We start from the raw sequence: 23,105 nt of genomic DNA, 5'->3' as shown, positions 1-23,105 counted from the left end.
TTGAAGATCGCCGCCAACGATCCTATCACCGGAAGGCAGGCCGTCCGGGAAACGAGATGGTCGAGGTAACCGGGGCGGATTGGCGTTAGGAGAAAATATGTCGCTGGAGACCTTTCTGGCCCTCGTCCTGTTCGCCTTCACCACCTCGATCACGCCGGGGCCGAACAACATGATGCTGTTCGCATCGGGTGTGAATTTCGGCTTCACGCGGACAATTCCCCATATGCTCGGCATCGGTATCGGTTTTCTGTCGCTGCTGATCGCGGTCGGCCTTGGCCTCGGGGCGCTGCTGCATTCGGTGCCGGTCGTTTATACGACCCTGAAATTTGCCGGCGGCGCCTATCTGCTCTGCGTCGCCTGGAAGATCGGCACGTCACGCAGCCTGTCGGATGGCAAGACGGGTGCCGCACCAATGACGTTTATTGGCGCGGCAGCCTTCCAATGGGTCAATCCCAAGGCCTGGGTCATGGCGGTCACCGCCATGGCGACCTATACGAACCCGGAATATTACCTGCCGACCGTGATGCTCGTCGGGCTGGCGTTCGCCGCGGTCAACGTACCGAGCGTTTCGACCTGGGCCGGCTTCGGTTCGGCGCTGCGCGAATGGCTGTCGGTGCCGGCGCGGCTGAAATGGTTCAACATCACCATGGCACTCTTGCTTGTCGCCAGTCTCTGGCCAATGCTGAAGTGAGGGAGACAACCATGTCCGCAGATCATCACGACCACGATCACGATCACGACCATGGGCATGACCACCATCATGGGCACGACCACCAGCACGACAACCGCTATAGCGACATGCAGGCGCGGGTGAAAGCACTGGAGACCGTGCTGACCGAAAAAGGGCTGATCGATCCGAAGGCGATCGATGCGATCGTCGACACCTATGAGACCAAGATCGGCCCGCGCAACGGCGCCAGGGTGGTCGCCAAGGCCTGGAGCGATCCGGATTTCGCCGAATGGCTGAGAACGGACGCGACCTCGGCAATCGCGAGCCTCGGTTACACCGGTCGGCAGGGCGAGCATATGCGGGCGGTGTTCAATACGCCGGAGACGCACAACCTCGTCGTCTGCACGCTCTGCTCCTGTTACCCGTGGGCGGTGCTGGGCCTACCGCCGGTCTGGTATAAGGCGCCGGCCTATCGCTCGCGGGCGGTCATCGATCCGCGCGGCGTGCTTGCGGAATTTGGGCTGACGCTGCCGGAGACCAAGAAGATCCGCGTCTGGGATTCGACGGCGGAACTGCGCTATCTGGTGATCCCCGAGCGACCGGAGGGCACGGACGGCTTGAGCGAGGAACAGCTTGCCGATCTCGTCAGCCGCGATGCGATGATCGGCACGGCAGTCGCCGGAGCGCGCCCATGAACGGACCTCACGATCTTGGCGGCCAGATGGGTTTCGGGCTGGTGGCGCCGGAAAAGGACGAGCCGTATTTCCATGCCGAGTGGGAGAAGCGGGCGCTGGGACTGACGCTGTCCGGTGGCGCTCTCGGTGCCTGGACGATCGACGAAAGCCGGCATGCGCGCGAAAACATTCCGCCGGCGGCGTATCTGGGTGCGAGTTATTACGAGATCTGGATACGGGCGCTGGAAGTGTTGCTCGAACGCCATGGTTTTGCGGGGCGGGCGGAAATCGATGCGGGTCGCAAGCAGGCAGAGCCGGCGACGCCAAAACGCATTCTCAAGGCGGAGATGGTGGCGGGCGTGCTTGCCAAGGGCGGACCGTGCGACCGGCCTGTCGAGACTGAACCACAGTTCCAGCCGGGTGACCGGGTGCGGACCCGCAATTTCAATCCCGAGACCCATACGCGGCTGCCGCGTTATGCCCGCGCCAAGACCGGTGTCGTCGAGGCCGTGCAGGGCTCCTTCGTGTTTCCCGACGACAATGCGCATGGCAAGGGCGAGAACCCGCAATGGGTCTATACGGTCGTGTTCGACGGGCCAGAAATCTGGGGCGAGGGCGCCGACCCGACGCTGACGGTCTCGATCGATGCCTGGGAGAGCTATCTTGAGCGCGTGTGAAATCCCATCGGCGTTGGCGCAGTCGCCCGGATTGCCGAAGTCACCAGAGGGTGATCCGGTGTTTCCGGAGCCCTGGGCCGCGGAAGCTTTCGCGATGACGGTGCATCTGCACGAGCGCGGCCTATTCAGCTGGAGCGAATGGGCCGAAGCGCTTTCGGGCGAGGTCCACAAGCCTGGCAGAGCCGATGACGGCAGCGACTATTTCGACTGCTGGGTGGCGGCACTCTCCGGGCTGCTGATCGGCAAAGGTGTCGCGGACGGCGAAACGATCCTCAGCCTGCAGCAGAGTTGGCAGCGGGCCGCCGAGGCGACGCCGCACGGCCGGCCGATCGAGCTTGCCAACGATCCGCTGCGCTGAAGATCAGCTCGGAAACTGGCGGTAACATTCCTCGGCGACCCGGCGCAGCATATCGCGGGAGATTTCGCCGGTGACGGCGTATCCGAGCTCGCCGTCGATCCAGTAGAAGGTCTCGACCGTGCTGGCGGAGGCGAAGCGAAAACTGGTGGAGCGGTTTTCCTTGTTGCGGCCGACGAGCACGGTCAGGCGCTGGCCCGTCTGGTCCTCGTACATGAACAGCGCGCCCGGCTTGCCGCCGACCGGCAGCAGGCGGCCGCCGACCAGCTTGAAGCCCATCGGTTGAAGGTTCGGAACTTTGAGATTGGCAATCGACAGCCGCTTGCCGAGCCAGTTCGCAAGATGCGTCTCCTCGTTGGCAAACACCTCCACCGGGTGGCGCACTTCGCTTGCATAAACGAGGAAGGCGTTGCGGGCCTCGCGGGGCAGGATTTCGGCCTCGGCAAGCTGGATATCCGGGCGTTCGAACAGAAGCGGGCCATAATGGCCGCCGAGCGCGCCGGCTGCGAAGATCAGAACTGCGGCGGCTGCCAGAGCCAAGCGGCGGGACGGCCAGATACCGGTGCGCGCCAGGCCACCGGTGAGAAGCTGGATATCGGTCGGTTTCGATCGTTCGTGACCGGCGAAGACGGCGCGCAATTCGTCGTTCTGCTCTTGCCAGTCTGCCACCATCTGCGCGGCGTCCGGGTTTTCGGCCAGAAAATTCTGCACACGGGCACGGTCAGCCTCGTCGAGGAAGCCGTCGGCATAGGCGTGCAGTTCCGCTTCGGATACGGATCCGGATCCGGCTTCGGTCATCGTGGTCTCCGCAATGGTATGACGTTTTCCTCCCGCATTTTTTCCCGCAAAGCCTGGCGCGCCCGCGACAGGCGCGACATGACGGTGCCGACCGGAATTTCGAGCATGTCGGCGACTTCCTGATAGGCATAACCTTCGACGACCACCAGCATCAGCACCGCGCGCGCATCCTTCGGCAGCGTCTCCAGTGCCTGGACGAGGCGGTTCTTTTCCAAGGGATCGTCGGCGCTCGTGCTCGCAGCCAAGCTCTCGGCCTCCTCGATGCCGACGGACGGACGCCGCGCGATCGACCGTCGCGCGTTGAGGTGAAGATTGGTCATGATCCTGTAGGTCCAGGATTTGAAATTCGCGCCGCGCCATTGGCCGCGGCTGACCAGCGCCTTCTCGACGCAATCCTGTAGCAGGTCCTCGCTCTCCGTGTCCGAGCGCGTCAGGCTGCGCGAATAGCGCCTGAGCGAGGGCAGGAGGGCTAGGATCTGCGTCTCGAAGGAAAGCGGCGCGGGAGCCTGTGCCTCACGCGCCGCTCCGGAAGTGGATTGATCAGGGCTTTGCGACATCCCAAACGCCGTTCACGCCGTCACCGGTGGTGTCGCCTTCCTTGGTGTCCTTGACCCAGTAATAAAGCGGCATACCGTCCTTCGCCCACTGCTTGGCCCCGTCCTTGCGGGTCACGATGGAGTATGCACCATCAGCCGTCGCATCGGAAGCGGCCATGACCGGCGGCCAGTTGGTGGCGCACTTGTCGTAGCAATTGGAGGTGCCCGGCTTGTCGTTCTTGAAGGTGTAGAGCGTCATGCCCTTTTCACCGGCAAGGACATCGCCCTTGGTCGAGGTCTTGACGGTCTTGAACGGGCCGGCGGCAAAGGCCACCGAGGTCAGCGCGGCGAGCGCGAAAGGCACGAGAATGAAGGTCTTCATGGATCGTCTCCCTGGTTTTGAATGGCGGCCTCACATCGGCCACCGAAGTCAAGACACCGGCAGGGGCGGATTTATTCCGTCGGTGCCGAAGATTTTTTCGAGAAAATTTCGCTTAGCTATTGAGCTAAGTATTTCGATATGATACTTAGCCTTATGGAAAACTATTCAAGCGAACTCGACGGCTTGTTCCAGGCGCTTGCAGATCCGACCCGGCGGGCGGTTCTGGGGCGGCTCGGTCACGGATCGGCCAGCATAAGCGATCTCGCGGAACCGTTCGACATGGCGCTGCCCTCGTTCATAAAACATGTGCGTTTCCTGGAGGTGAGCGGCCTGATCCGGACGCAGAAGCGGGGCCGGGTGCGGACATGCACGCTGGAGCGGGCACGGTTCGCGATGCTGGAGAACTGGCTTTCGGAACAGCGAGCGATCTGGGAAGCCCGTACCGACAGGCTGGAGCAATTGGTTCTGGCGAAACAGGAACTCCTTCGGCACGAACAGAAACGGGAGACAGGCAGATGACGCAGACGTTCAATCCGGATCTCGACCTCACCATTTCGCGGTTGATCAAGGCGCCGCGCTCGGCTGTGTGGAATGCCTGGACGGACAAGGCGTGTTTCGAGCAGTGGTGGATCCCGGCGCCGGCGCTCTGCAGGGTCGCGGCGATGGACATTCGCCCGGGCGGGGCCTTCGAAACGCAGATGAGCGAGAACGGCGGCGAGTTCGGTCCGCATCTAAGTGCCTGTTTTCTGGCAACCGACGACCAGGAGAGGATCGTCTTCACCAATGCGCTGATCGGCGGCTGGCGGCCGGCCGAACAGCCGTTCATGACGGCGATCGTCACCTTTAAGGATCATCCGCAGGGCACAGAATATCTGGCGTATGTCATGCACAAGAGCCCGGAGGACCGCAAGATGCATGACGAACTGGGCTTTTTCGACGGTTGGGGCACGGTAATCGAGCAGCTGGCGAAACTGGTCGAGCGGCAGCACTGAGGGTTCAGAACAGCGGGATATCCGGCTTCGTCAGCATCAGCCAGAAGATGGCGATGACCGCGAGGAAGGCTGGGAAGCCGCAGGCAAACCAGATCCGGTAGAGCCGGTACCATTCCGGCGGCAGCGGTGCGGAATCTTCGCAGGCGACGCGGGCGATGTCGCGCAGCCTGATCTGGATCCAGACGACCGGCAGCCAGAACAGTCCTGTCACCACGTAGAGAATGAGCGACAGGGCGACCCAGCCATCCGTCAGCGACCAGCCGATGCTCCTTGCCAGCAGGTAGCCGGTGACCGGCTGCAGGATAACGGCGGTTGCGGTGAAGACGGTATCTGCCAGCACGACCGTACCGGCGGTGTGGGCGATCAGTTTCGGATCTTCCGTCCGCCGGGCGACGACCATGAAAAAGGCGATGCCGGCGCCGGTTCCGAGCAGCACCGTGGCGCCGATCACATGCAGGAGCCGCAACAGGCTTTCAGCGTCCATCAGCGTTCGTCCAGAATGGCGAGTGAGACGAGGGTGAGGACGATCGACGGTAGGACTTTCACGAGGGGACCAAGCGGATCGAGCCAGAGTTGCGGCGCGAGGATTGAGCCGCCTGCCAAGTAAGCGAGGCTGGTGAGGATCATCCCGAGCATCGCCTTGCCGGCATGGGAACGGATGAGGACGGCAGATCCGAGCAAGATATCGAGGAGGCAGGTCGCGACCGTCACTGCCACCGTGAAGGAGACTGGCATGGCGGGTGGGAAATGGGCGGCCGCGGCCCCCACATCGAGCAGCGGGATCAGGCCGGACAACAGCCAGAACAACGACAGCGTGAGGATGATGACTGGCTTCAGGAGATACAGCCGCGCGAACCAGAGGTCCTGGACGCCGCTCGGATGGGCGGCAGGGTCTCTGCCGCATCTGCCAGGACGAGGCCGGCCGGTTTCGGCCTCAGGCTCCTGACGCCTTCCGACATCACCGTCATCGCCGTCGAGCGAAGCGGAGAACGCCAGCCGAGTCGTCCGGCGATGTCGGCGGTCCAGGTGACGGGTTTCGCAAGCGCTGCTGGCAATGCAATGACGGCGGCTGCAGGCAGGCCGAGCCAGGTGCGATGAAGCTTCACGAGGTCGGACAGGGTCAGGGTTCTGTCGGCGGCGAGATCGAGATCGCTGCCGGCCGGGATGCTGCCGTCGGCCGCAAGGGAAACGGCAGCGGCGACATCATCGAGTGAGACGGTTTCTACCGGGCTTTCGGCATGGATGAGCGGCAGCAGGCCGGGAAAGCTTGCGAGCGCCCGGAGAAGTGCTGTGCCGCCATGGGCATTGCGGCCGATGACGAGCGCCGGCCGCAGGATGACGAAAGGCAGGCCGCTTGCCGCGAGCGCCTCGTCGGCGCGGCGTTTGGTGGCGAGGAAGCGCAGGCAAGCGGCTGCGCCGTCCGTGCGGGCGGAGATCTGCACGATATGCCTGCCGCCGAGCGCCCGTGCCGCCTCGTAGAGCGACAGCATCGCCTTTTCCTGGGTGGCGCCAAGATCATCCGAAAGACTGTCCTGGAGGGCGCCAGCGCAATTGACGACGACATCCTGATCCTCGATCAGCGGACGCCATGCGGCGGCAGACAGTTGCGCGAGATCGGCCTTTATCCACTCAGCCGCCGGCCATTTCCGGCGGGCTTTGTCCGGGTCTCGCCCGAGACCGGTTATCCGATGGCCCTCAGCGGCAAGCCTTTGCAGGATTGCCGAGCCGATAAAGCCGGTTGCGCCGAGAATCAGGATCTTCATGCCGCGATCATAGGGGGCGATGATGAAAGCTGAACAGCGGCAATCCTGCTCGGGCGGATAAACGAGAGGAAGGCTATGTTCGTCTTCCGAAGACCGGCGACGGCGCTCATCCCGGCCTTTGATTCATCTTTCGTTCTTTTTCGGTTGCGCTTGGACGCAGAATCCTGCCAAGTCCCGCCATGCAATTTGCACCGCAACAGGACGAGGCCCTCAAGGCCGTTTCACAATGGCTGAAAGAGGGCCGCAGCCAGGTCTTTCGGCTGTTCGGTTATGCGGGCACCGGCAAGACCACGCTTGCCAAACATTTCGCCGAAAATGTCGATGGCGAGGTGCTGTTCGCAGCCTTCACCGGTAAGGCGGCGCAGGTTCTTCGTTCGCGCGGGGCGCGAAACGCGAAAACCATCCATTCGCTGATCTACCGGCCGCGCGGCGAGGAGGCGGTCGAGGACGATGCCGGCAAGACGTCGATCTCGCCGATGTTCTCGATCAACCGCCAGAGCCCGGTCGCCAAGGCCGCGCTGATCATCATCGATGAATGTTCGATGGTGGACGAGGCGCTCGGCAAGGACCTGATGAGTTTCGGGACGCCGATCCTGGTGCTCGGCGATCCCGGCCAGCTGCCGCCGGTTTCCGGCGGCGGGTTCTTCACCGAACAGGAACCCGATTGCCTGCTGACGGATATCCACCGCCAGGCGCGCGACAACCCGATCATCAAGCTGGCGATGGACGTGCGCGAAGGCAAGGAGATCATGTATGGCGATTACGGCACCGCCAAGGTAATTTCCCGCAACGAGGTGACCCAGCCTTTGGTGATGGAGGCGGACCAGGTTCTGGTCGGCACCAACAAGACCCGCAAGCGCTACAATCAGCGGCTCCGGGAACTGAAAGGTTTTACCGCCGACTATCCGCAATCGGGCGACAAGCTTGTCTGCCTCAGGAACGACCCGGCCAAGGGCCTGCTCAACGGCTCGCTCTGGCAGGTGATGAGTTCGTCGCGCGAAACCGTGAAGCCCGGCATCAACCTGATGATCCGGCCGGAAGACGACGACATGGATCGTGGGGCTGCCAAGATCAAGCTTCTGAAACAGGCCTTCGAAGAGCAGGAAGGGGAAATCCCCTGGGCGACCCGCAAGCGTTACGACGAGTTCGATTACGGATATGCGCTGACTGTGCACAAGGCGCAGGGGTCGCAATGGAACAATGTCGTGTTGTTCGACGAGAGCTGGGCGTTTCGCGATAGTCGGGAGCGCTGGCTTTACACCGCGATCACCCGAGCGGCAGAGACACTGACTATCGTCCGCTAAAGAAGCCGGTCAGTTCGGCACGAAACCCAGCAGCATCGCCTTTGCGACCGCCTGGAAGCGGTTGGTCGCCTGGAATTTCTGGATGATGTCATCCTCCATCCGGCGCAGGTCCTCGAATTCGAGGTTGAGCGCGCGGGCGAGCCGTGGTGCCGAATAACCCTCGGCCATCAATCCCAGGCAGCGTTTCTCGATGTCGCTCAGAATCAGGGACATCGGCTTGGGGCCGGCGAGCGCCTGCTCTTCTTCCTCGGCCACCAGCAGGTTTTCGATCTGCTGCATCTGCCGGCGGATATTGGAAATGTCGGACGTGAGTTCCCGTTTGCGCCGGGCCAGCATGTTGTGGAACATCTCGTTGGCTTCGGTCTCCGACGTCGCACCGGCAAGCTCTTCCATCAGTTCTTGGATGACCGCCACCGGAATGCCGATCTCGCGGCAGGCATTGATGACCGCCATGCGATGGATCTGGACCCTGTCATAGACCCGCATGCTGCCGGAGCGGCGGGCGGTGATCAGGCCCTTTTCCTCATAGAAGTGAAGGGTGCGGTGGGTGACGCCGAAGAGATCCGCCATTTCGGCGATCGCCACGGGCTGGCTCGGCATTTCAAACGGAAGGGAGACCTGGGGAAGAGGAGGAAAATAATGGGCTGCTCGCGCCGGCGGCGCATTTTCGGTCATGGCCTGCATGGTATCGCTTCGCATCGAGTCCCCTTGCGCCTGAAATCGGCGGTGTGGTCGAATGTGCACCTAAAGGTTGCGACATCGCGTCGGACCTCTCGGATGGAACCTCGGTACTGAAAATGCGGACCCGATTGAAATGAGTGGCAGAATTCGCTGTTCAAACCGTATTCCGCCGTCTTTTGGCCTGCCCGGCGAACTCTGTTAGATATAGATTAGCTAAAACTTTAGGAAATGGTAGCCCCCGTTGCCTCGTGAATTCTCGTCGATCAAAACTCTTTATAAGTGCATTTTCCCAAACCCGGTGGCATTGCGAAGGCGCATGGCCTAAAAGCAGATCGACCTTTCAAAACCGGGTATTGCCATGCCGACCAAGCTTTCCGTGAACCTCAATGCCATCGCCATGCTGCGCAACCGCCGCGATCTTCCCTGGCCGAGCGTCGAAGCGCTGGGGCGGATCGCGCTGCAGGCGGGCGCTTCAGGCCTGACGGTGCATCCGCGCCCCGACCAGCGCCATATCCGCTTCACCGACCTGCCGGTTCTTCGGGCGCTGATCGACGACGAATTCCCGGATGCCGAGTTCAATATCGAAGGATATCCGAGCGAGGATTTCCTGGCGCTGTGCGAGGCGACCCAGCCGGAGCAGGTGACCTTGGTGCCGGACGATCCGACCCAGGCGACCTCCGACCACGGATTCGATTTCCGTGCTACGGGCGAGATGCTGAAGCCGATCGTGGCGCGGCTCAAGAAGGGCGGCATGCGGGTGTCGCTGTTTGCCGATGGCGACGGCGATGCCGAGGCGGTGAACCTCGCCAGAGCGACGGGCGCTGACCGTATCGAACTCTATACGGGCCCCTATGGCGGCTGTTTCGACAATCCGGTGCTTGGGGCCGAAATCCTTGAAAAACTCGGGCGGACGGCGGATGCGGCACTTGCCGAAGGGCTCGGCGTCAATGGCGGTCACGACCTGACCGTCGCCAACCTGCCGGCGTTGGTGAAGCGCATTCCGAAGATGGCGGAAGTCTCCATCGGGCATGGCCTGACGGCGGATGCGCTCGAATACGGCATGGCGGAAACCGTGCGCCGCTTCCGCCGCGCCTGCGGCCAGATTGTCTAATTCGACGACAGTTTTGCCTCGCAGAGCTCGAGCTCCCAGGTCTGGCCGTTACATTCCGGTCCGAACAGGCTGTGCTTTTCCTCCGCGACGAGCTTGAAGCCGGCCGTTTGATAGATGCGGATTGCCGCACTCAGGCAGTCATTAGTCCATAGCAACAGCTTTTTGTAACCGGCGAGCGTCGAGAACTTGATGCATTGTTCGACGAGCGTCCGGCCGAGGCCAAGGCCGCGGGCGGCGGGGTCAAGGTAGAGAAGGCGCAGCTTGGCTGTCTCGCCGCCGCCATCCGCCACGACTACCGAGCCGACACGTTTGCCGTCGCGTTCGGCGATCCAGCAGCGTTCTCGTACGGGGTTGAAGTTGGCGATGAACTTGCCGGCGACCTCGGCAACCAACCCTTCGAACTTGTCGTTCCAGCCGTATTCCCGCGCATAAGCGACCGCCTGGGCTTCGATCAGCCAGCCCATGTCACCGACACGGTGCGGACGGATGACGACCGGCGGTGTCGGCGCGGTCGACTGCGGGTCGAGAATATTGCGGATCACCTGCATCGAGCCGATCAGTCTTTCGTGGCCGAACGCGTCCACCTCCCTGAGATCCCTGGCAATCTGCTGGCGCGAACGTTCGCCGAGCGTCTCGTATTCGGCCTGTCCCTTGTCGGTGACGATGAGGATCTGGCTGCGTTTGTCGTCGGGATCCGGCTCGCTGTCGATGAAGCCCGCCTCGCGGAATTTTTTGAGGAGCCGGCTGAGATAGGCCGGATCGAGGCCGAGATCGCGGTTGAGCTCGGTCGCCGAAACCCGTTTGCGGGCGCCCATCTCATAGAGGATACGCGCCTCGGTCAGCGTGTAATCGGTGTCGAGATAGCCCTTGGCGAGAACGCCGAGCTTGTTGGTGTAGAAACGATTGAAGGCCCGGACGGCATCCAGAACGGCAGGATCGGTCATCGGCAGATTCTCCTTTAGGGAGACTCTGTCAGGTATTTATTGGACTGAGTCAAATAAATTTACGCTGCAGCCTGTTTGGCCGCCGGCTGGCCGAGTGCGAAATCGACTGCGGCCTTGGCGTGGATGGCGGTGGAATCGACGCCGGGCAGGGGCAGGCCTGCCGGATCGAGCAGGAGGCAGATTTCCGTGCAGCCGAGGATGATGCTGTCGGCGCCTTCAGCCTTCGCCCTTTCGATCATGGCGATGGCCCGGGTGCGGGAGGTATCGAGAACCGTGCCGGCGCAGAGTTCGTTGAAGATGATGTTATGGATATCGGTGCGATCGTCCGCATCCGGCACCATGACGTCGATACCGAGCCCGTTCATGTGATCGGTATAGAAACCGTGTTCCATCGTGTAGCGTGTGGCGAGCAGGAGCGGCCGCTTCAGGCCTTGCGATTTCAACGTCTTGGCGGTCTCGTCGATGATATGGATGAGGGGTATGTCGATCGCGGTCTGTACCTGCGGGGCGACGAGATGCATGGTGTTGGTGCAGATCAGCGCGCATTCCGCGCCGGCCGCCTTCAGCCTGCGCGCGCTGCCCGCAAGATGCTCGGCCGCCAGATCCCAGCGGCCGGCCTTCTGCATGTCGACGATCTCGGCAAAATTGACGGAATGGAGCAGGAGATCGGCCGACGCAAAATCACCGAGGCGGTCGCGCACCATCTCGTTGATCAGCCGATAATACACGGCAGTGCTTTCGAAACTCATTCCGCCAATCAAGCCGATCCTGCGCATTTTTTCTCCAAACGAGATGGAATTTGGTAACTCCATCTCATTATCGCGAAATTCGGAGAGCCGCAATCCACCGAGATGCTAAGCGGCGAGGGCCGCCTTCTGGGTGTCGAAATAGGCAGCGAGCGTCTGCGGCTTCTGGCCGGTCAGCGTCTCATAGTCGCTCGTCACCTGTTCGAAATTGCCGGCGCGGATATTGGCATCCGCCGAGACCAGCATAGTCGCGACGAAGGCGGGCAGGCCGGCGCCGGTAAGGCCTTGGGTCAGCTGCTCGTCGGTGACATCAACGACCTCAAGCGGCTTGCCGGTGGCCGCGGATGCGCGGGCGGCGATTTCTGCGGCCGTCAGGGATTCCGAGCCGGTGAGGGTAAAAGTGCGGCTGCCGGCCGGCGGATTGGCAAGGGCTGCGGCTGCGGCACGGGCGCAGTCGTCGCGGCTGATCGTTGTGATCTTGCCGGCGCCCACGGACGTGTACCATTTGCCGACCTGAAGATTGTGCGGCATGCCCATCAGATAATTGTCGTGATACCAGGAATTGCGCAGGATCGTGTAAGCGACGCCGCTCGCCTTGATAGCCTCTTCGGTGCCGAGATGATCCGGTGCGAAGGTGACCAGCGACTTGTCCGGGTTCGGCATGGACGTATAGACGATGTGTTTGACGCCGGCCTTTGCGGCGGCGGAAACGGCGTTCCTATGCTGCGTGATGCGCTTGCCGAGCGTTGCCAGTTCGTCGGTGGAAATGATCAGCACGCGGTCGACACCGGTGAATGCCTTCACGAGCCCGGCTTCGTCGTCGAAATCGGCTGCGCGGGTTTCCAGGCCGCTGGCGGCAAGGTCGGCGAGCTTGTTCGGATCACGGCTGGCGGCGACGATGTCGGCGGCAGCGACCTTGGATGTCTCCAGCAGGTGACGTAGCACTGCGCGGCCCAGATGGCCGGCGGCGCCGGTGACGAGAAGTTTGGTCATGCGGTTTCTTTCCTGGCAATGGCCGGCCTGTCGGCGCGGCGAATATTGTTGGTCTCAAAAAGAGACTAGCACTAGAATAGGAATTGACTTCGATCTGTAAAGGAGGCAGTTTCCAGGGAGATCGTTACTTCAAGGGAACCACCTCCATGGCCCTCAATGCAAGCCGTAAGCCGATGCTGGACGGCAAGGAATGCGATACGTCCGGATGGAACATGGATAATTGTCCGGTCCGGGACGTTATCGACCGGATTGCCGGCAAATGGTCGACGCTGCTTCTCGGGGCCCTGGCGCGCCAGCCCTATCGCTTCGGCGAGCTTCGCCGGCTGGTGCCGGATATTTCTCAGCGAATGCTGACCCAGACGCTGCGCGACCTGCAGCGCGACGGTTATATCGAACGCGAAGTGTTTCCGACCAAACCACCGAGCGTCGAATACCGGATGACTGATCTCGGACGCTCGCTCTTCGAGCCGCTTTCCAAGGTGCTGCAATGGGCGGAAGCCAATCATCCGTCGGTGAAGGCCGCGCGGGTGAAATACGACGAGAGCGAACTCGCCTGATCGAGCCCGCTATGGATCAAGGCTTGTCAGGCATATTGATCGCTGGAAGCTCGCATGTCGGCAAAACGACGCTGGCAAAACGTCTGGCCGAGACTCTCAACTTGAACATGGTATCGACCGATAGTCTCGGGCGGCATCCAGGGCGGCCGTGGCCGAGCGTCCGTCCACCTGTGGCCGAGTATTATAGGCGCCTTTCGCCGGAGACGATCTACTGGTTCCTGAGGGTGCATCACGAAAACATGTGGCCCGGCCTGAAGCGAATGATCGACGGCGAGATAGAAGCTCGAAAACCATTTGTGCTGGAAGGATCGGCACTACGGCCTGAATTCATCGCGCCGCTCGTTTCGGAGACGCTTGTCGGGATATGTCTCCATGCCGATACAGATTTCCTGCGGGAGAGAATGCGAGCCGAGGCGGGATATCTGCAGGCCGGGGAGGGCGATCGAGCTATGTTCGACGCGTTTATTGAGCGTTCCGTTCACGACAATGCGGAAATGCACAAAGCGGCTCGGGAAAACGGGCTGAGGATCGTTGATGCGGCCGATCCGCATGCCGTCAATAATCTTTTCGACGAATTGGTGCGGCGCGGACCGTCTTTGAGTTCGGCCGGAGGTTAGTCTTTGCGGTCAGTACATCGCAGGCTGGCAGGGCGGCCCGGAAGCCGCCCTGTAGTTTATTGGCGCGGTGGTGGTCAAGCCGCCAGCGAGGCGATGTCGATGACGAAGCGGTAGCGCACGTCGCTCTTGATGACGCGTTCATAGGCTTCGTTGATATCCTGGATATTGATCTTCTCGATCTCGGACGTGATGCCGTGCTCGCCGCAGAAATCCAGCATTTCCTGGGTTTCCTTGATAGAGCCGATCATCGAGCCGGAGAGGCTCTTGCGGCCGCCGATGACCGAGAAGGCATGGACCGGGACCGCATGTTCCGGAACGCCGACCAGCACCATCGAGCCGTCGAACTTCAGGAGGCCGAGATAGGCGTTCCAGTCGATCGTCGTGCCGACCGTGCAGATGATCAGGTCGAACGTGCCGGCGAGCTTGGTGAAGGTCTCGGCGTCGCTGGTGGCGTAATACTCCTTGGCGCCGAGCCTCAGGCCGTCTTCCTTTTTCGACAGCGTCTGGCTGAGCACGGTGATATCGGCCCCCATGGCCGCACCGAGCTTGACGCCCATATGGCCAAGGCCGCCCATGCCGACGATCGCGACCTTCATGCCGGGACCGGCCTTCCAGTGGCGCAGCGGCGAATAGAGCGTGATCCCGGCGCAAAGCAGCGGGGCGCCGGCGTCGAGCGGAATATTGTCCGGGAAGGAGAGGACATAACCTTCCTTGACGACGATCTGGTCCGAATAACCGCCATAGGTCGGCGTCGTGCCGTCGGCCTCGACGTCGTTATAGGTCTGGGTGAGGCCCGGCAGGAAATGTTCGTAGTCGAGATCACGGGTGGCGCAGCCAATGCAGGAATTCACGAAGCAGCCGACACCGACACGGTCGCCGACCTTGAACTTGGTGACCGTGGAGCCGACGGCCGAAACGACGCCGGCCACTTCATGGCCCGGCACCATCGGAAAGCGGGAGTTGCCCCATTCGTTGCGGGCCTGGTGGATGTCCGAATGGCAGACGCCGCAATACTGCACCGAGATGACGACGTCGTCGTCATTGGGTTCGCGGCGCTCGAAAGTGAAGGGCGTCAGTGGTTTCGACGCGTCGGTCGCGGCATAGCCTTTTGCAATAGCCATGGGAGCTCCATTCATCTGTTGGTTGGGAGGGAATTGGACGCGCGGACTATGCCTCCGGACCTAGCAACGGCGTTAGAGCGATCCTGCGAGCTTTTTGCACGATCCTGCAAAAGTGATTGCCCGCCTGTTGGTTTCATCGGCAAGTCGGCATAGGAAAAGCGCTTATCTGCTCATCCCGGAGGCTCCATGACACTGCCCTTCAATCCCTATCACGAGGCGGCCTCGATTGCCGCGCGGCACGTTCAGAAGGATGGGGAAGTGTTCACGGCCGTTGGAAATCTGATGCTCAGCCGGAGGACGGTCCCAACCGCACCGCTCTATATGGATTACCGGCCCTGCATCGGTTTGGTCCTGCAAGGCACCAAGAGCGTCAAGCTGGGGGACGAGATGATTGCCTACGGCGTCGGCGATTATCTTCTCACCTCGATCGAATTGCCGGTGACCTCGCGCGTCACGGTCGCAAGCCCGGAGGTGCCGCACTTATGTTTCGCGCTTGCCATCGATACGGACCGCCTGTCCGCGCTGCTGGAGCGGGTAGACGTTCCCCGGCCTGGTTCCGACACCGATGCCATGCGCGGCATCGTCTCCAATGTCGCGCCACCGGAACTTCTCGATGCCGCGACAAGGCTGCTTCGGCTCCTCGATCGGCCTGCGGATATTGCGGCCATGGCGCCGCTGATCGAGCAGGAAATTCTCTATCGTGTCCTCTCGGGGCCGGATGGCCCACGGCTCATTCATATCGCCACCGCCGAAAGCCGCAGCAACCGGATCGCCCGCGCCGTCGCCTGGCTGCGCGCCAATTTCCACCGGCCGCTGCGGATCGAGGACCTGGCGGACCATGTGGGCATGAGTCCGTCTTCGCTGCACCACCATTTCAAGTCGGTGACCGCGATGACGCCGGTGCAGTTCCAGAAGAAGCTGCGCCTGCATGAGGCACGGCGGCTGATGCTGTTGGAGGGGCTCGATGTCGGCAGCGCCGGCCACCGGGTCGGCTACCAGAGCCCGTCGCAGTTCAGCCGCGAATACAGCCGGCTCTACGGCGTGTCGCCGCTGCGTGACGTGGGCGCTATCCTGGCTGCCGCGGAATAGCGAGGCTTAAACCCTCGTGGATCAGCCGGGAAATTTCAGCGCCTTGTCGGTGCGGCAGCTCGAAGAACGGGCTTGACGGCGGCGGCGGATGCTTTATACGAGCAGAACCGTACCGTACGGTACGCAAAAGGATTTGAGAACGTGAGAGCCGACGCCWCCGACATGCCCGAATTTTCGCCGCGCCAGAACGCCGTTCTGGAACAGGCGCTTCGGCTGCTCGTGGAAGGCGGAGAGAAGGCGCTGACGACTTCTGGTCTTGCCCGTGCCGCCAATTGCTCCAAGGAAAGCCTCTACAAGTGGTTTGGCGATCGCGAAGGCCTGCTGGCCGCAATGATCGCCCATCAGGCGAGCAAGGTGCGCACCTTTGAGCGTTCTGGCGAGCGGCTGACCGCTGATCTCCTGCGCGACCACCTCGAACTTTTTGCCCGCGATCTTCTGGAGGTTCTGGCCGGCGACGTTTCGCTGGCGCTCAACCGGCTGGCGATCGGCCAGGCGACCCGGGAAGGATCGAAGCTCGGGAAGCTTCTGCTCGAACATGGCCGCCGACAGATCGATCGTCGTGCCATGGCGCTGATCGACCAGGGAAAAAGGGCAGGGCTGCTGCGCTTCGACAATGCGGATGCCGCCTATCACACGCTTTACGGCCTGATCGTTTCCGACCTGCATGTGCGCATGCTGCTCGGCGAACCCGGCCTCAAGGACAATGCGCGCCAGGCGGAGAGGGCGGTCGGTTCGTTCCTCACGCTGCACGGCACGCAGAAACAATCGGCGGACGTGCTCGGCGTCTCCGCTGGACGATAACAATCATCAACAGACCTCACGCATAGGGAAGGAAAAAACGATGCGCGTTTATTATGATCGGGATGCCGATATCAACCTCATCAAGTCCAAAAACGTTGCCATCATCGGCTACGGTAGCCAGGGTCGCGCACATGCGCTGAACCTCAAGGACTCGGGCGCCAAGAACGTCGTGATCGCGCTGAAGGCCGGTTCCGGGACCATCAAGAAGGCCGAAGCCGACGGCTTCAAGGTGATGACTGTCGCCGAGGCCGCCAAGTGGGCCGACCTGATGATGATGGCGACTCCGGACGAGCTCCAGGCGGACATCTACAAGGCTGAAATTGCCGGCAACATCCGCGACGGCGCTGCAATCGCCTTTGCGCACGGCCTCAACATCCATTTTGGCCTCATCGAGCCGAAGACCTCGGTCGACGTGGTCATGATCGCGCCGAAGGGCCCGGGCCACACCGTTCGCGGCGAATACCAGAAGGGTGGCGGCGTTCCCTGCCTCGTTGCCGTTCACCAGAACGCTTCGGGCAACGCGCTTGAGCTCGCTCTCTCCTACGCCTGCGGCGTCGGCGGCGGTCGTTCGGGCATTATCGAAACCAACTTCCGCGAAGAATGCGAAACCGATCTCTTCGGCGAACAGGTCGTTCTCTGCGGCGGTCTCGTCGAACTCATCCGTGCCGGTTTCGAAACCCTGACCGAAGCTGGCTACGCGCCGGAAATGGCCTATTTCGAATGCCTGCACGAAGTGAAGCTGATCGTCGACCTGATCTATGAAGGCGGCATCGCCAACATGAACTACTCGATCTCCAACACGGCCGAGTGGGGCGAATACGTCACCGGCCCGCGCATCATCACCGAAGAAACCAAGGCCGAGATGAAGCGGGTCCTGAAGGACATTCAGACCGGCAAGTTCACTTCGGACTGGATGCAGGAATACCGTGCGGGCGGCTCGCGCTTCAAGGGCATCCGCCGTATGAACGACAGCCACCAGATCGAGGAAGTCGGCGCCAAGCTACGCGGCATGATGCCCTGGATCGGCAAGAACAAGCTGGTCGACAAGAGCGTCAACTAAGCCTTTCAAATTCGGGGGTGGGGCTAACGCTCCGCCCCCGATTTCTGAACATAGGTGACATGCGGCAGATGTTCGAAATGCCGGTCGCAGGTCAGAAGGTCTGAATCGCTAAGACGGGCGGTCGCATAAATGATCGCATCGGCTGTCGAAAGCTTGAATTCGGCTGACAACCTTGCAGCTTCCTTGGCTACATTCGTATCCAAGACGAAGACTTGCCCGAACGTCGTATAGGCCAGGAAACCTTGGGCCTCGCTCGTGTTGCGCTCTCGCTCCAGCCATTTGAAAACCTCCAACTGAACGATTGTCGGCACTATACACTCGGAAATCTGAGGAATCTGGGCGTTCATGTGAACGCCGGTAGCGGTCTTGGAAAGCCACTCGATCCATGCCGAACTGTCGATGACGCGAGCCATCAGTATCGATCGTTCCTGTCGCGGTAATTCGAGGTGTCGGCACCTTTGGCCATGCCGTAAAGTTCCTCGCGGGTCGGCACCGGCACGAGAATGACCCCTTTGCCTTGCGGGATGAAGGCAAATTGCTGCCCAGCTTGCCAATTATGCTTTTCGCGGATTTCCTTGGGTATGGAAATCTGGAATTTCGAGGATAAGGTTGCCGTCGCCATGATCTTACCTCCAGTACATCGATCGCTCATTGGTAAGATAGGTCGGTTCGTGGTAAAGCACAATGGTCCAAAAAAAATCGCAGCAACCGCGATAGGTCAGTCTTGCTGACCTATCGGTCTTTGTGTAATGTTTGGCCAAAGAAAATTGAAATAAGAGGAAACATCCCGTGCTTGATTGGGAACAAATCTTTGCGACGCGCTCCAGCCGCATGCGCGCCTCTGAAATCCGCGAACTGCTGAAGCTGCTCGACCAGCCCGATATCATCTCCTTCGCAGGCGGCATTCCGGATCCGGCGCTGTTTCCGGACGTGGCTTTCAAGGAGGCCTATTCGGACATTTTTTCCGGCGCACAGGTGAACGCGGCGCTGCAGTATTCCGTCAGCGAAGGCTACAAGCCGCTTCGGGAATGGATCGCCCGGGACGTTGCCAAGATCGGTATCGACTGCACGCCCGACAACGTCTTCATCACCTCGGGTTCGCAGCAGGCGCTCGATTATCTCGGCAAGCTGTTCCTGTCGCCGAACGACACGGCGCTGGTCACCTGGCCGACCTATCTCGGCGCGCTTTCGGCCTTTAATGCCTACGAGCCGAATTACGACCAGCTGTCGCTGAACGGCAACCGCACGCCTGAAGCCTATCGTGACACGGCGGCAAAGACCGGCGGTAGCGTCAAGTTCGCCTATCTGTCTGCCGATTTTTCCAATCCGACCGGCGAGACGATCGACCTGGCGGCCCGCGAAAAGCTGCTGGCGCTTGCCGACGAACTCGATATCGCAATCCTCGAGGACGCCGCCTACCAGCACCTGCGCTATGACGGCGAGGCCATTCCGCCGATCATGGCGCTCGACATTGCCCGCCGGGGCGGCATCGAAAACACCCGCACCATCTACAGCGGCAGCTTTTCGAAGACGCTGGCGCCGGGCCTGCGCGTCGGTTTCGTCGTCGCGGCGATGCCCGTCATTCGCAAGCTGGTGCTGATGAAGCAGGCGGCCGACCTGCATTCCTCGACGATCAACCAGATCGCCATCGAGCACGTCGCCTCGCGCGGTTTCGACGCCCAGGTCGCCAAGATCAGGGCTGTCTACAGCAAGCGCCGCGATGCGATGCTGGCGGCACTCGACAAGTACATGCCGAAGACCGCCACCTGGACGCGCCCGGAAGGCGGCATGTTCGTGTGGGTAACCCTGCCGGAAGGCATGGACGGTGCCGAGCTGCTGGCGAAATCTATCGCCACGGAAAAGGTCGCCTTCGTTCCAGGCAAGGCTTTTTATGCGGACGGCAGCAACGCCAATACGCTGCGCATGAGCTTCTCCTGCGCCGACGAGGCGATGATCGACGAGGGTATCAAGCGGCTCGGCCGCCTGGTCTCCAACGCAATCCGGACGGCCGCCTGAGCCGACGAAGCATTTAAGCATGAAAAGAAAGCCTGCCGCGGATGAACGGCAGGCTTTTTTGTTGGTCGACCTTCTTCGACTGTCCTGTTAGTCGGCGGCGAGGACGATGAGCATGTCGCTGTCCGCATAGGAGGTCATTTCGGCGCGGGGCGGATTGACGACCACGCCGCCGAGATTCCTGACATCGGCGGCGCCCGGCCGCTGGCGGCGGTGGCCGATGGCGATTTCGCCGCGGCGAAGGGCTGCCAGCGCTACAGTGAAGAAGTTTACGGGCTTCGAAATATCGACATAATCACTCATCGGCCGCATGTAGATCTCGGAGCCGGCCTCGTCCAGAAGCTCTTCGAAGATCGCCGCCATCGATTCGTTTTCGGAGGCTTGAGCGAGCATCAGGCTGACCAGCTTATTGCTGACGACGAAATCCTCGGCGCGGGTCACTTCCGCAAGCTCGCGGTTGCGAACGTCGATCATCTCGCTGACGACGCTGACATGCTTGCCGGCCGTCTCGCCGATCTTGCGGAGCTGCAAAAGGGTGATCAGCGTGCGGGTATCGGCCGATTGGGCCATCATGCTGTCGCTGTAGCCGAGAACCAGGACGTGGTCGTAGGACGGGATGTCGAGCGCGTCGAGCGCCGGGCGGCTGCTGGTGTCGATTACCCGGTGATCGGCGGCAAGCACGGACCTGTCGAGGTTCAGTGAGGCGACTTCCCCTTCGAATTCCGGCGTGTCGGCAGCGATCGTCAGCCGCGAGCCGGGCGCCACATAGCGGGCAAGTTCGGTCGCGATGATCGGGCCGCGGCGATTCCAGCCCAGGATCAGCGTGCGCTCCGCGGTCTTGGCTCGCTTGACGATCGCCTTGATGGCATTCTTGTCGATGCCCATGTCGCCGGACCAGGTTTTGATCGAGTCGTCATCTTCGGCGATGATGACCGCGCGATCACCGGCGGCGATCACCTGGTTGGGATTGGGATTGAGATGAATGGCGCCGTCCTTGTCGCAGAGACCGATCAGGGTGCTCTTGTCGTAGGCCAGCACCGCATTGCCGAAGGATTTTCCGACGAGGTCGGGCTGTTCGAGCGTGTAGATCTCGCAGCCGTCGAAATCGAGCAGTTCGGAATAGACGGCGCTCAAGCCCGCCTGGCGGCTGGTATGGACGACGATGCGGGCGATCAGGTCGTCGGCGAGCACCAGCTGCATTTCGCTACCGCCGACGATCCTTGCGACTTCGGCGTTGTCGGCGTCGCGGATTTCGGCGGCAATCATGTATTTTTCTGTCCGCCGGTTGGGATCGTTCACCAGCGCAAGCACCGTCTTGATCACCTGCGGGTCCGCGTCCTCACCCTCCGGTGACAGCACGATGATCGATCGCGAGGTTTGCGGATTGACGATGCCGAGATCGTAGAGATCGGTCGGATCACCGCTGCGGCAGATGATCTTGGTGTTCTTGCGATCGACGACCTTGGTGGCGATCTCGTCTTCCATCTCCACCTTGTCCTTGTTCGCCATGATGACGATGCGAGGGTTGCGGCGGCTCTGGTTGGCGATGACGAGTTCCGAGATGACGTCGAAGATCGAGGGCGACCAGTTGAGGATGATCGTGTGCTCGGTTTCGAGCACCCGCGAACGGCCCTTGCGCAGGTCGTCGAGCTTGTCTTCCAAGCCTGACGAGATGACGCCGATAAGTGCCGAGAAGACGAAGATGCCGGCGATCGTGACCAGCAGCATTATGATGCGGAAGCTCCAACCCTGGTCGGCGCCCATGGTGCCGGCGTCGAAGGTCCGCATCAGCGATTCCCACGTGCCTTCGACGAAGCCGAGCGGCTCGGCACCTTCCGGCGCGATGCCGGTTACGGCGAGAATAGCGCCGGCGATCATGATCACCACCAGCGATATCAGCGCCAGCCAGCCGATCAGCGCGATCGCGCCGCCCGCCATGCTCTTGTCGAACCCATAGCGCAGCTGCGCGCCCCAGTTTGCCCGGCTTTTCATCTTGTGTCCCCGAAATATACCCTGGTGGACGAGATGGCAGGATTAGGTTGCGAAACAATTGAAGGCCCGCGTTTTGCGCCGTCGTTGTGCGGGAATGATCTGAGCACAGTAAATTTAGTCTTCGAATCTTGTAAGCCGCTGGTAAAACACGCCCTAAGGCGATGTCGCTCCACAGCCTGTCACATGGCTGTCAAGCAGGAATGCTTATCGTCCGCAGCTTATGTTCGAACAGGGACGCTCCGATGAAGAACCTTCTTTCCGCTTTCACCGCCCTCGTGGCTTTTGGCATGATTGCCGGCGCCGCCGAGGCCGCCGATCTCGTGCTTTATACCAGCCAGCCGAATGAGGACGCGCAGGCGACCGTCGATGGTTTCAAGGCTGCCAATCCGGGCCTCGACGTACAGTGGGTGCGCGACGGGACGCCGCAGATCATGGCCAAGCTCAATGCCGAGATTCAGGCCGGCAATCCGGCGGCCGACGTCCTCTTGATCGCCGACACGGTGACGCTGGAGCGGATGAAGCAGGCCGGCCAGCTGATGGCCTACAAGTCGCCGGAAGCCGCCAATTACGACAAGGCGCTTTATGACGCCGACGGCTTCTACTATTCGACCAAGCTGATCACCACCGGCATCATCTACAACACCCAGGCCGCAATGAAGCCGACCAGCTGGGCGGACCTTGCCAAGCCGGAGGCCAAGGGCCTCGTGACGATGCCGAGCCCGCTCGCTTCGGGTGCAGCCCTCATCCACGCACAGACGCTCGCCGGCGTATCCGGCCTCGGCTGGGATTATTACAAGAACCTCAAGGCAAACGGCGCGATTGCCGCGGGCGGCAACGGTGCGATCCTGAAATCCGTCGCTTCGGGCGAGAAGGCCTATGGCTTCGTGGTCGATTACCTACCGATCCGCGAAAAGGCGAAGGGCGCTCCCGTCGAGTTCGTGTTCCCGAAGGAAGGCGTGTCTGCCGTCACGGAGCCGGCTGCGATCCTTTCCTCCACCAAGCATGCGGACAATGCCAAGAAGTTCATCGACTACGTGCTCTCCCAGAAGGGCCAGGAAGGTTTCCTGAAGCTCGGCTACATTCCGGCACGCAACGGCATGGCCGTACCGCCTGGTTTCCCGGCTCGCGAGACGATCAAGGTTCTGCCGATCAATGCCCCCGAGGCGCTCAAGAACTCCGAGAAGGACGTCAAGGGTTTCGCGGATATTTTCGGCATCAAAGGCTGATAT

General features: G+C 61.4%; 27 protein-coding genes and 1 pseudogene. 15 read left to right on the top strand and 13 right to left on the bottom strand.

Annotation, left to right across the window (positions count from 1 at the left end):
• Positions 1 to 97 precede the first annotated feature (97 nt).
• Genes AC1D3C_RS16885 through AC1D3C_RS16870 form a run of 4 tightly spaced genes read left to right on the top strand, consistent with a single transcriptional unit; the run spans position 98 to position 2,379 of the window.
• Positions 98 to 691, top strand: coding sequence for a LysE family translocator (locus AC1D3C_RS16885; protein WP_477483688.1), 594 nt, complete (start codon positions 98 to 100; stop codon positions 689 to 691).
• A gap of 11 nt (positions 692 to 702) precedes the next feature.
• Positions 703 to 1,365, top strand: a complete 663-nt coding sequence (gene nthA / locus AC1D3C_RS16880) for a nitrile hydratase subunit alpha (RefSeq protein WP_477483687.1) — start codon at positions 703 to 705, stop codon at positions 1,363 to 1,365.
• Positions 1,362 to 2,021 carry a nitrile hydratase subunit beta gene (gene nthB, locus AC1D3C_RS16875; RefSeq protein ID WP_477483686.1) on the top strand — a complete coding sequence of 220 codons (660 nt, stop codon included), beginning with the start codon at positions 1,362 to 1,364 and terminating at the stop codon, positions 2,019 to 2,021. Before nthA ends, nthB begins: the two co-directional genes overlap by 4 nt.
• Positions 2,008 to 2,379 carry a nitrile hydratase accessory protein gene (locus AC1D3C_RS16870; protein ID WP_477483685.1) on the top strand — a complete coding sequence of 124 codons (372 nt, stop codon included), beginning with the start codon at positions 2,008 to 2,010 and terminating at the stop codon, positions 2,377 to 2,379. The genes nthB and AC1D3C_RS16870 overlap by 14 nt, the downstream gene beginning before the upstream one ends.
• Positions 2,380 to 2,382: 3 nt before the next feature.
• Here the strand turns inward: AC1D3C_RS16870 and AC1D3C_RS16865 are convergent, their stop codons facing one another.
• From AC1D3C_RS16865 to AC1D3C_RS16855, 3 genes are read right to left on the bottom strand one after another with little or no spacing between them, the layout of a single operon-like run.
• Positions 2,383 to 3,174 carry an anti-sigma factor family protein gene (locus tag AC1D3C_RS16865; protein ID WP_477483684.1) on the bottom strand — a complete coding sequence of 264 codons (792 nt, stop codon included), beginning with the start codon at positions 3,172 to 3,174 and terminating at the stop codon, positions 2,383 to 2,385.
• On the bottom strand, positions 3,171 to 3,731 hold the full coding sequence (locus AC1D3C_RS16860) for an RNA polymerase sigma factor (protein ID WP_477483683.1): 561 nt from the start codon (positions 3,729 to 3,731) through the stop codon (positions 3,171 to 3,173). Before AC1D3C_RS16860 ends, AC1D3C_RS16865 begins: the two co-directional genes overlap by 4 nt.
• On the bottom strand, positions 3,715 to 4,092 hold the full coding sequence (locus AC1D3C_RS16855; protein ID WP_477483682.1) for a COG4315 family predicted lipoprotein: 378 nt from the start codon (positions 4,090 to 4,092) through the stop codon (positions 3,715 to 3,717). Before AC1D3C_RS16855 ends, AC1D3C_RS16860 begins: the two co-directional genes overlap by 17 nt.
• A 153-nt stretch (positions 4,093 to 4,245) precedes the next feature.
• On the opposite strand from AC1D3C_RS16855, the gene AC1D3C_RS16850 reads away from it, so the two are divergent.
• Together AC1D3C_RS16850 and AC1D3C_RS16845 are read left to right on the top strand one after the other, a co-directional pair.
• A complete protein-coding gene (locus AC1D3C_RS16850) occupies positions 4,246 to 4,611 on the top strand; it encodes an ArsR/SmtB family transcription factor (protein WP_477483681.1) in 366 nt (121 codons plus the stop codon).
• Positions 4,608 to 5,084, top strand: coding sequence for an SRPBCC family protein (locus AC1D3C_RS16845; protein WP_477483680.1), 477 nt, complete (start codon positions 4,608 to 4,610; stop codon positions 5,082 to 5,084). Before AC1D3C_RS16850 ends, AC1D3C_RS16845 begins: the two co-directional genes overlap by 4 nt.
• A 4-nt stretch (positions 5,085 to 5,088) precedes the next feature.
• Here the strand turns inward: AC1D3C_RS16845 and AC1D3C_RS16840 are convergent, their stop codons facing one another.
• Both AC1D3C_RS16840 and AC1D3C_RS16835 read right to left on the bottom strand, forming a co-directional pair.
• On the bottom strand, positions 5,089 to 5,568 hold the full coding sequence (locus AC1D3C_RS16840) for a DUF2269 family protein (RefSeq protein ID WP_477483679.1): 480 nt from the start codon (positions 5,566 to 5,568) through the stop codon (positions 5,089 to 5,091).
• A pseudogene (locus tag AC1D3C_RS16835) lies at positions 5,568 to 6,847 on the bottom strand (NAD(P)H-binding protein). Before AC1D3C_RS16835 ends, AC1D3C_RS16840 begins: the two are co-directional and overlap by 1 nt.
• A gap of 179 nt (positions 6,848 to 7,026) precedes the next feature.
• Between AC1D3C_RS16835 and AC1D3C_RS16830 the strand changes: the two are divergent.
• On the top strand, positions 7,027 to 8,151 hold the full coding sequence (locus tag AC1D3C_RS16830) for an ATP-dependent DNA helicase (RefSeq protein ID WP_477483678.1): 1,125 nt from the start codon (positions 7,027 to 7,029) through the stop codon (positions 8,149 to 8,151).
• Positions 8,152 to 8,160: 9 nt separating this feature from the next.
• Here AC1D3C_RS16830 and AC1D3C_RS16825 read toward each other — a convergent pair whose 3' ends face one another.
• Positions 8,161 to 8,850: a MerR family transcriptional regulator gene (locus tag AC1D3C_RS16825; RefSeq protein ID WP_477483677.1), complete on the bottom strand. Its 690-nt coding sequence runs from the start codon at positions 8,848 to 8,850 to the stop codon at positions 8,161 to 8,163.
• A gap of 340 nt (positions 8,851 to 9,190) precedes the next feature.
• Between AC1D3C_RS16825 and AC1D3C_RS16820 the strand changes: the two genes are divergently transcribed.
• Positions 9,191 to 9,943, top strand: a complete 753-nt coding sequence (locus tag AC1D3C_RS16820) for a pyridoxine 5'-phosphate synthase (protein ID WP_477483676.1) — start codon at positions 9,191 to 9,193, stop codon at positions 9,941 to 9,943.
• Here the strand turns inward: AC1D3C_RS16820 and AC1D3C_RS16815 are convergent.
• The 3 genes from AC1D3C_RS16815 to AC1D3C_RS16805 all read right to left on the bottom strand — a co-directional run bounded on the left by AC1D3C_RS16815 (position 9,940) and on the right by AC1D3C_RS16805 (position 12,626).
• A complete protein-coding gene (locus tag AC1D3C_RS16815) occupies positions 9,940 to 10,887 on the bottom strand; it encodes a bifunctional helix-turn-helix transcriptional regulator/GNAT family N-acetyltransferase (RefSeq protein WP_477483675.1) in 948 nt (315 codons plus the stop codon). The genes AC1D3C_RS16820 and AC1D3C_RS16815 overlap by 4 nt on opposite strands.
• Positions 10,888 to 10,946: 59 nt before the next feature.
• Positions 10,947 to 11,663, bottom strand: coding sequence for an aspartate/glutamate racemase family protein (locus AC1D3C_RS16810; RefSeq protein ID WP_477483674.1), 717 nt, complete (start codon positions 11,661 to 11,663; stop codon positions 10,947 to 10,949).
• A gap of 78 nt (positions 11,664 to 11,741) precedes the next feature.
• Positions 11,742 to 12,626 carry an SDR family oxidoreductase gene (locus AC1D3C_RS16805; protein WP_477483673.1) on the bottom strand — a complete coding sequence of 295 codons (885 nt, stop codon included), beginning with the start codon at positions 12,624 to 12,626 and terminating at the stop codon, positions 11,742 to 11,744.
• A 173-nt stretch (positions 12,627 to 12,799) separates the two neighbouring features.
• Between AC1D3C_RS16805 and AC1D3C_RS16800 the strand changes: the two genes are divergently transcribed.
• Positions 12,800 to 13,183, top strand: a complete 384-nt coding sequence (locus AC1D3C_RS16800) for a winged helix-turn-helix transcriptional regulator (RefSeq protein WP_405029331.1) — start codon at positions 12,800 to 12,802, stop codon at positions 13,181 to 13,183.
• Positions 13,184 to 13,194: 11 nt separating this feature from the next.
• A complete protein-coding gene (locus AC1D3C_RS16795; RefSeq protein WP_247034132.1) occupies positions 13,195 to 13,800 on the top strand; it encodes a hypothetical protein in 606 nt (201 codons plus the stop codon).
• 74 nt (positions 13,801 to 13,874) lie between these two features.
• Here the strand turns inward: AC1D3C_RS16795 and AC1D3C_RS16790 are convergent, their stop codons facing one another.
• Positions 13,875 to 14,921 (bottom strand): NAD(P)-dependent alcohol dehydrogenase, encoded by a 1,047-nt coding sequence (locus AC1D3C_RS16790; protein ID WP_477483672.1) that lies wholly within the window; start codon positions 14,919 to 14,921, stop codon positions 13,875 to 13,877.
• A gap of 186 nt (positions 14,922 to 15,107) precedes the next feature.
• Between AC1D3C_RS16790 and AC1D3C_RS16785 the strand changes: the two genes are divergently transcribed.
• The 3 genes from AC1D3C_RS16785 (at position 15,108) to ilvC (ending at position 17,871) form a co-directional block, all read left to right on the top strand.
• Positions 15,108 to 16,010: an AraC family transcriptional regulator gene (locus tag AC1D3C_RS16785; RefSeq protein WP_477483671.1), complete on the top strand. Its 903-nt coding sequence runs from the start codon at positions 15,108 to 15,110 to the stop codon at positions 16,008 to 16,010.
• Between the two features lie 162 nt (positions 16,011 to 16,172).
• Positions 16,173 to 16,811, top strand: coding sequence for a TetR/AcrR family transcriptional regulator (locus tag AC1D3C_RS16780; RefSeq protein WP_250810670.1), 639 nt, complete (start codon positions 16,173 to 16,175; stop codon positions 16,809 to 16,811).
• 40 nt (positions 16,812 to 16,851) lie between these two features.
• Complete coding sequence (gene ilvC / locus AC1D3C_RS16775; RefSeq protein WP_037082110.1) at positions 16,852 to 17,871, top strand: ketol-acid reductoisomerase; 1,020 nt, start codon at positions 16,852 to 16,854, stop codon at positions 17,869 to 17,871.
• Between the two features lie 23 nt (positions 17,872 to 17,894).
• On the opposite strand, the gene AC1D3C_RS16770 is transcribed toward ilvC, so the two are convergent.
• A complete protein-coding gene (locus tag AC1D3C_RS16770; RefSeq protein ID WP_247135608.1) occupies positions 17,895 to 18,284 on the bottom strand; it encodes a type II toxin-antitoxin system VapC family toxin in 390 nt (129 codons plus the stop codon).
• On the bottom strand, positions 18,284 to 18,493 hold the full coding sequence (locus AC1D3C_RS16765; protein ID WP_046640381.1) for an AbrB/MazE/SpoVT family DNA-binding domain-containing protein: 210 nt from the start codon (positions 18,491 to 18,493) through the stop codon (positions 18,284 to 18,286). The genes AC1D3C_RS16770 and AC1D3C_RS16765 overlap by 1 nt, the downstream gene beginning before the upstream one ends.
• 167 nt (positions 18,494 to 18,660) lie before the next feature.
• On the opposite strand from AC1D3C_RS16765, the gene AC1D3C_RS16760 reads away from it, so the two are divergent.
• The gene (locus AC1D3C_RS16760; protein ID WP_477483670.1) at positions 18,661 to 19,887 is read left to right on the top strand and encodes an aminotransferase-like domain-containing protein; all 1,227 of its coding nucleotides are present in this window, start codon (positions 18,661 to 18,663) and stop codon (positions 19,885 to 19,887) included.
• 87 nt (positions 19,888 to 19,974) lie between these two features.
• Here AC1D3C_RS16760 and AC1D3C_RS16755 read toward each other — a convergent pair whose 3' ends face one another.
• Positions 19,975 to 21,876 carry a CASTOR/POLLUX-related putative ion channel gene (locus AC1D3C_RS16755; protein ID WP_477483669.1) on the bottom strand — a complete coding sequence of 634 codons (1,902 nt, stop codon included), beginning with the start codon at positions 21,874 to 21,876 and terminating at the stop codon, positions 19,975 to 19,977.
• Between the two features lie 242 nt (positions 21,877 to 22,118).
• Here AC1D3C_RS16755 and AC1D3C_RS16750 point away from each other — a divergent pair, with 242 nt between their 5' ends.
• Positions 22,119 to 23,102: an ABC transporter substrate-binding protein gene (locus AC1D3C_RS16750; protein ID WP_477483668.1), complete on the top strand. Its 984-nt coding sequence runs from the start codon at positions 22,119 to 22,121 to the stop codon at positions 23,100 to 23,102.
• Positions 23,103 to 23,105: the final 3 nt, after the last annotated feature.

The organism is Neorhizobium sp. P1_A6 (genome assembly GCF_056406795.1).
This window is presented reverse-complemented; position numbering and strand designations above follow the sequence as displayed.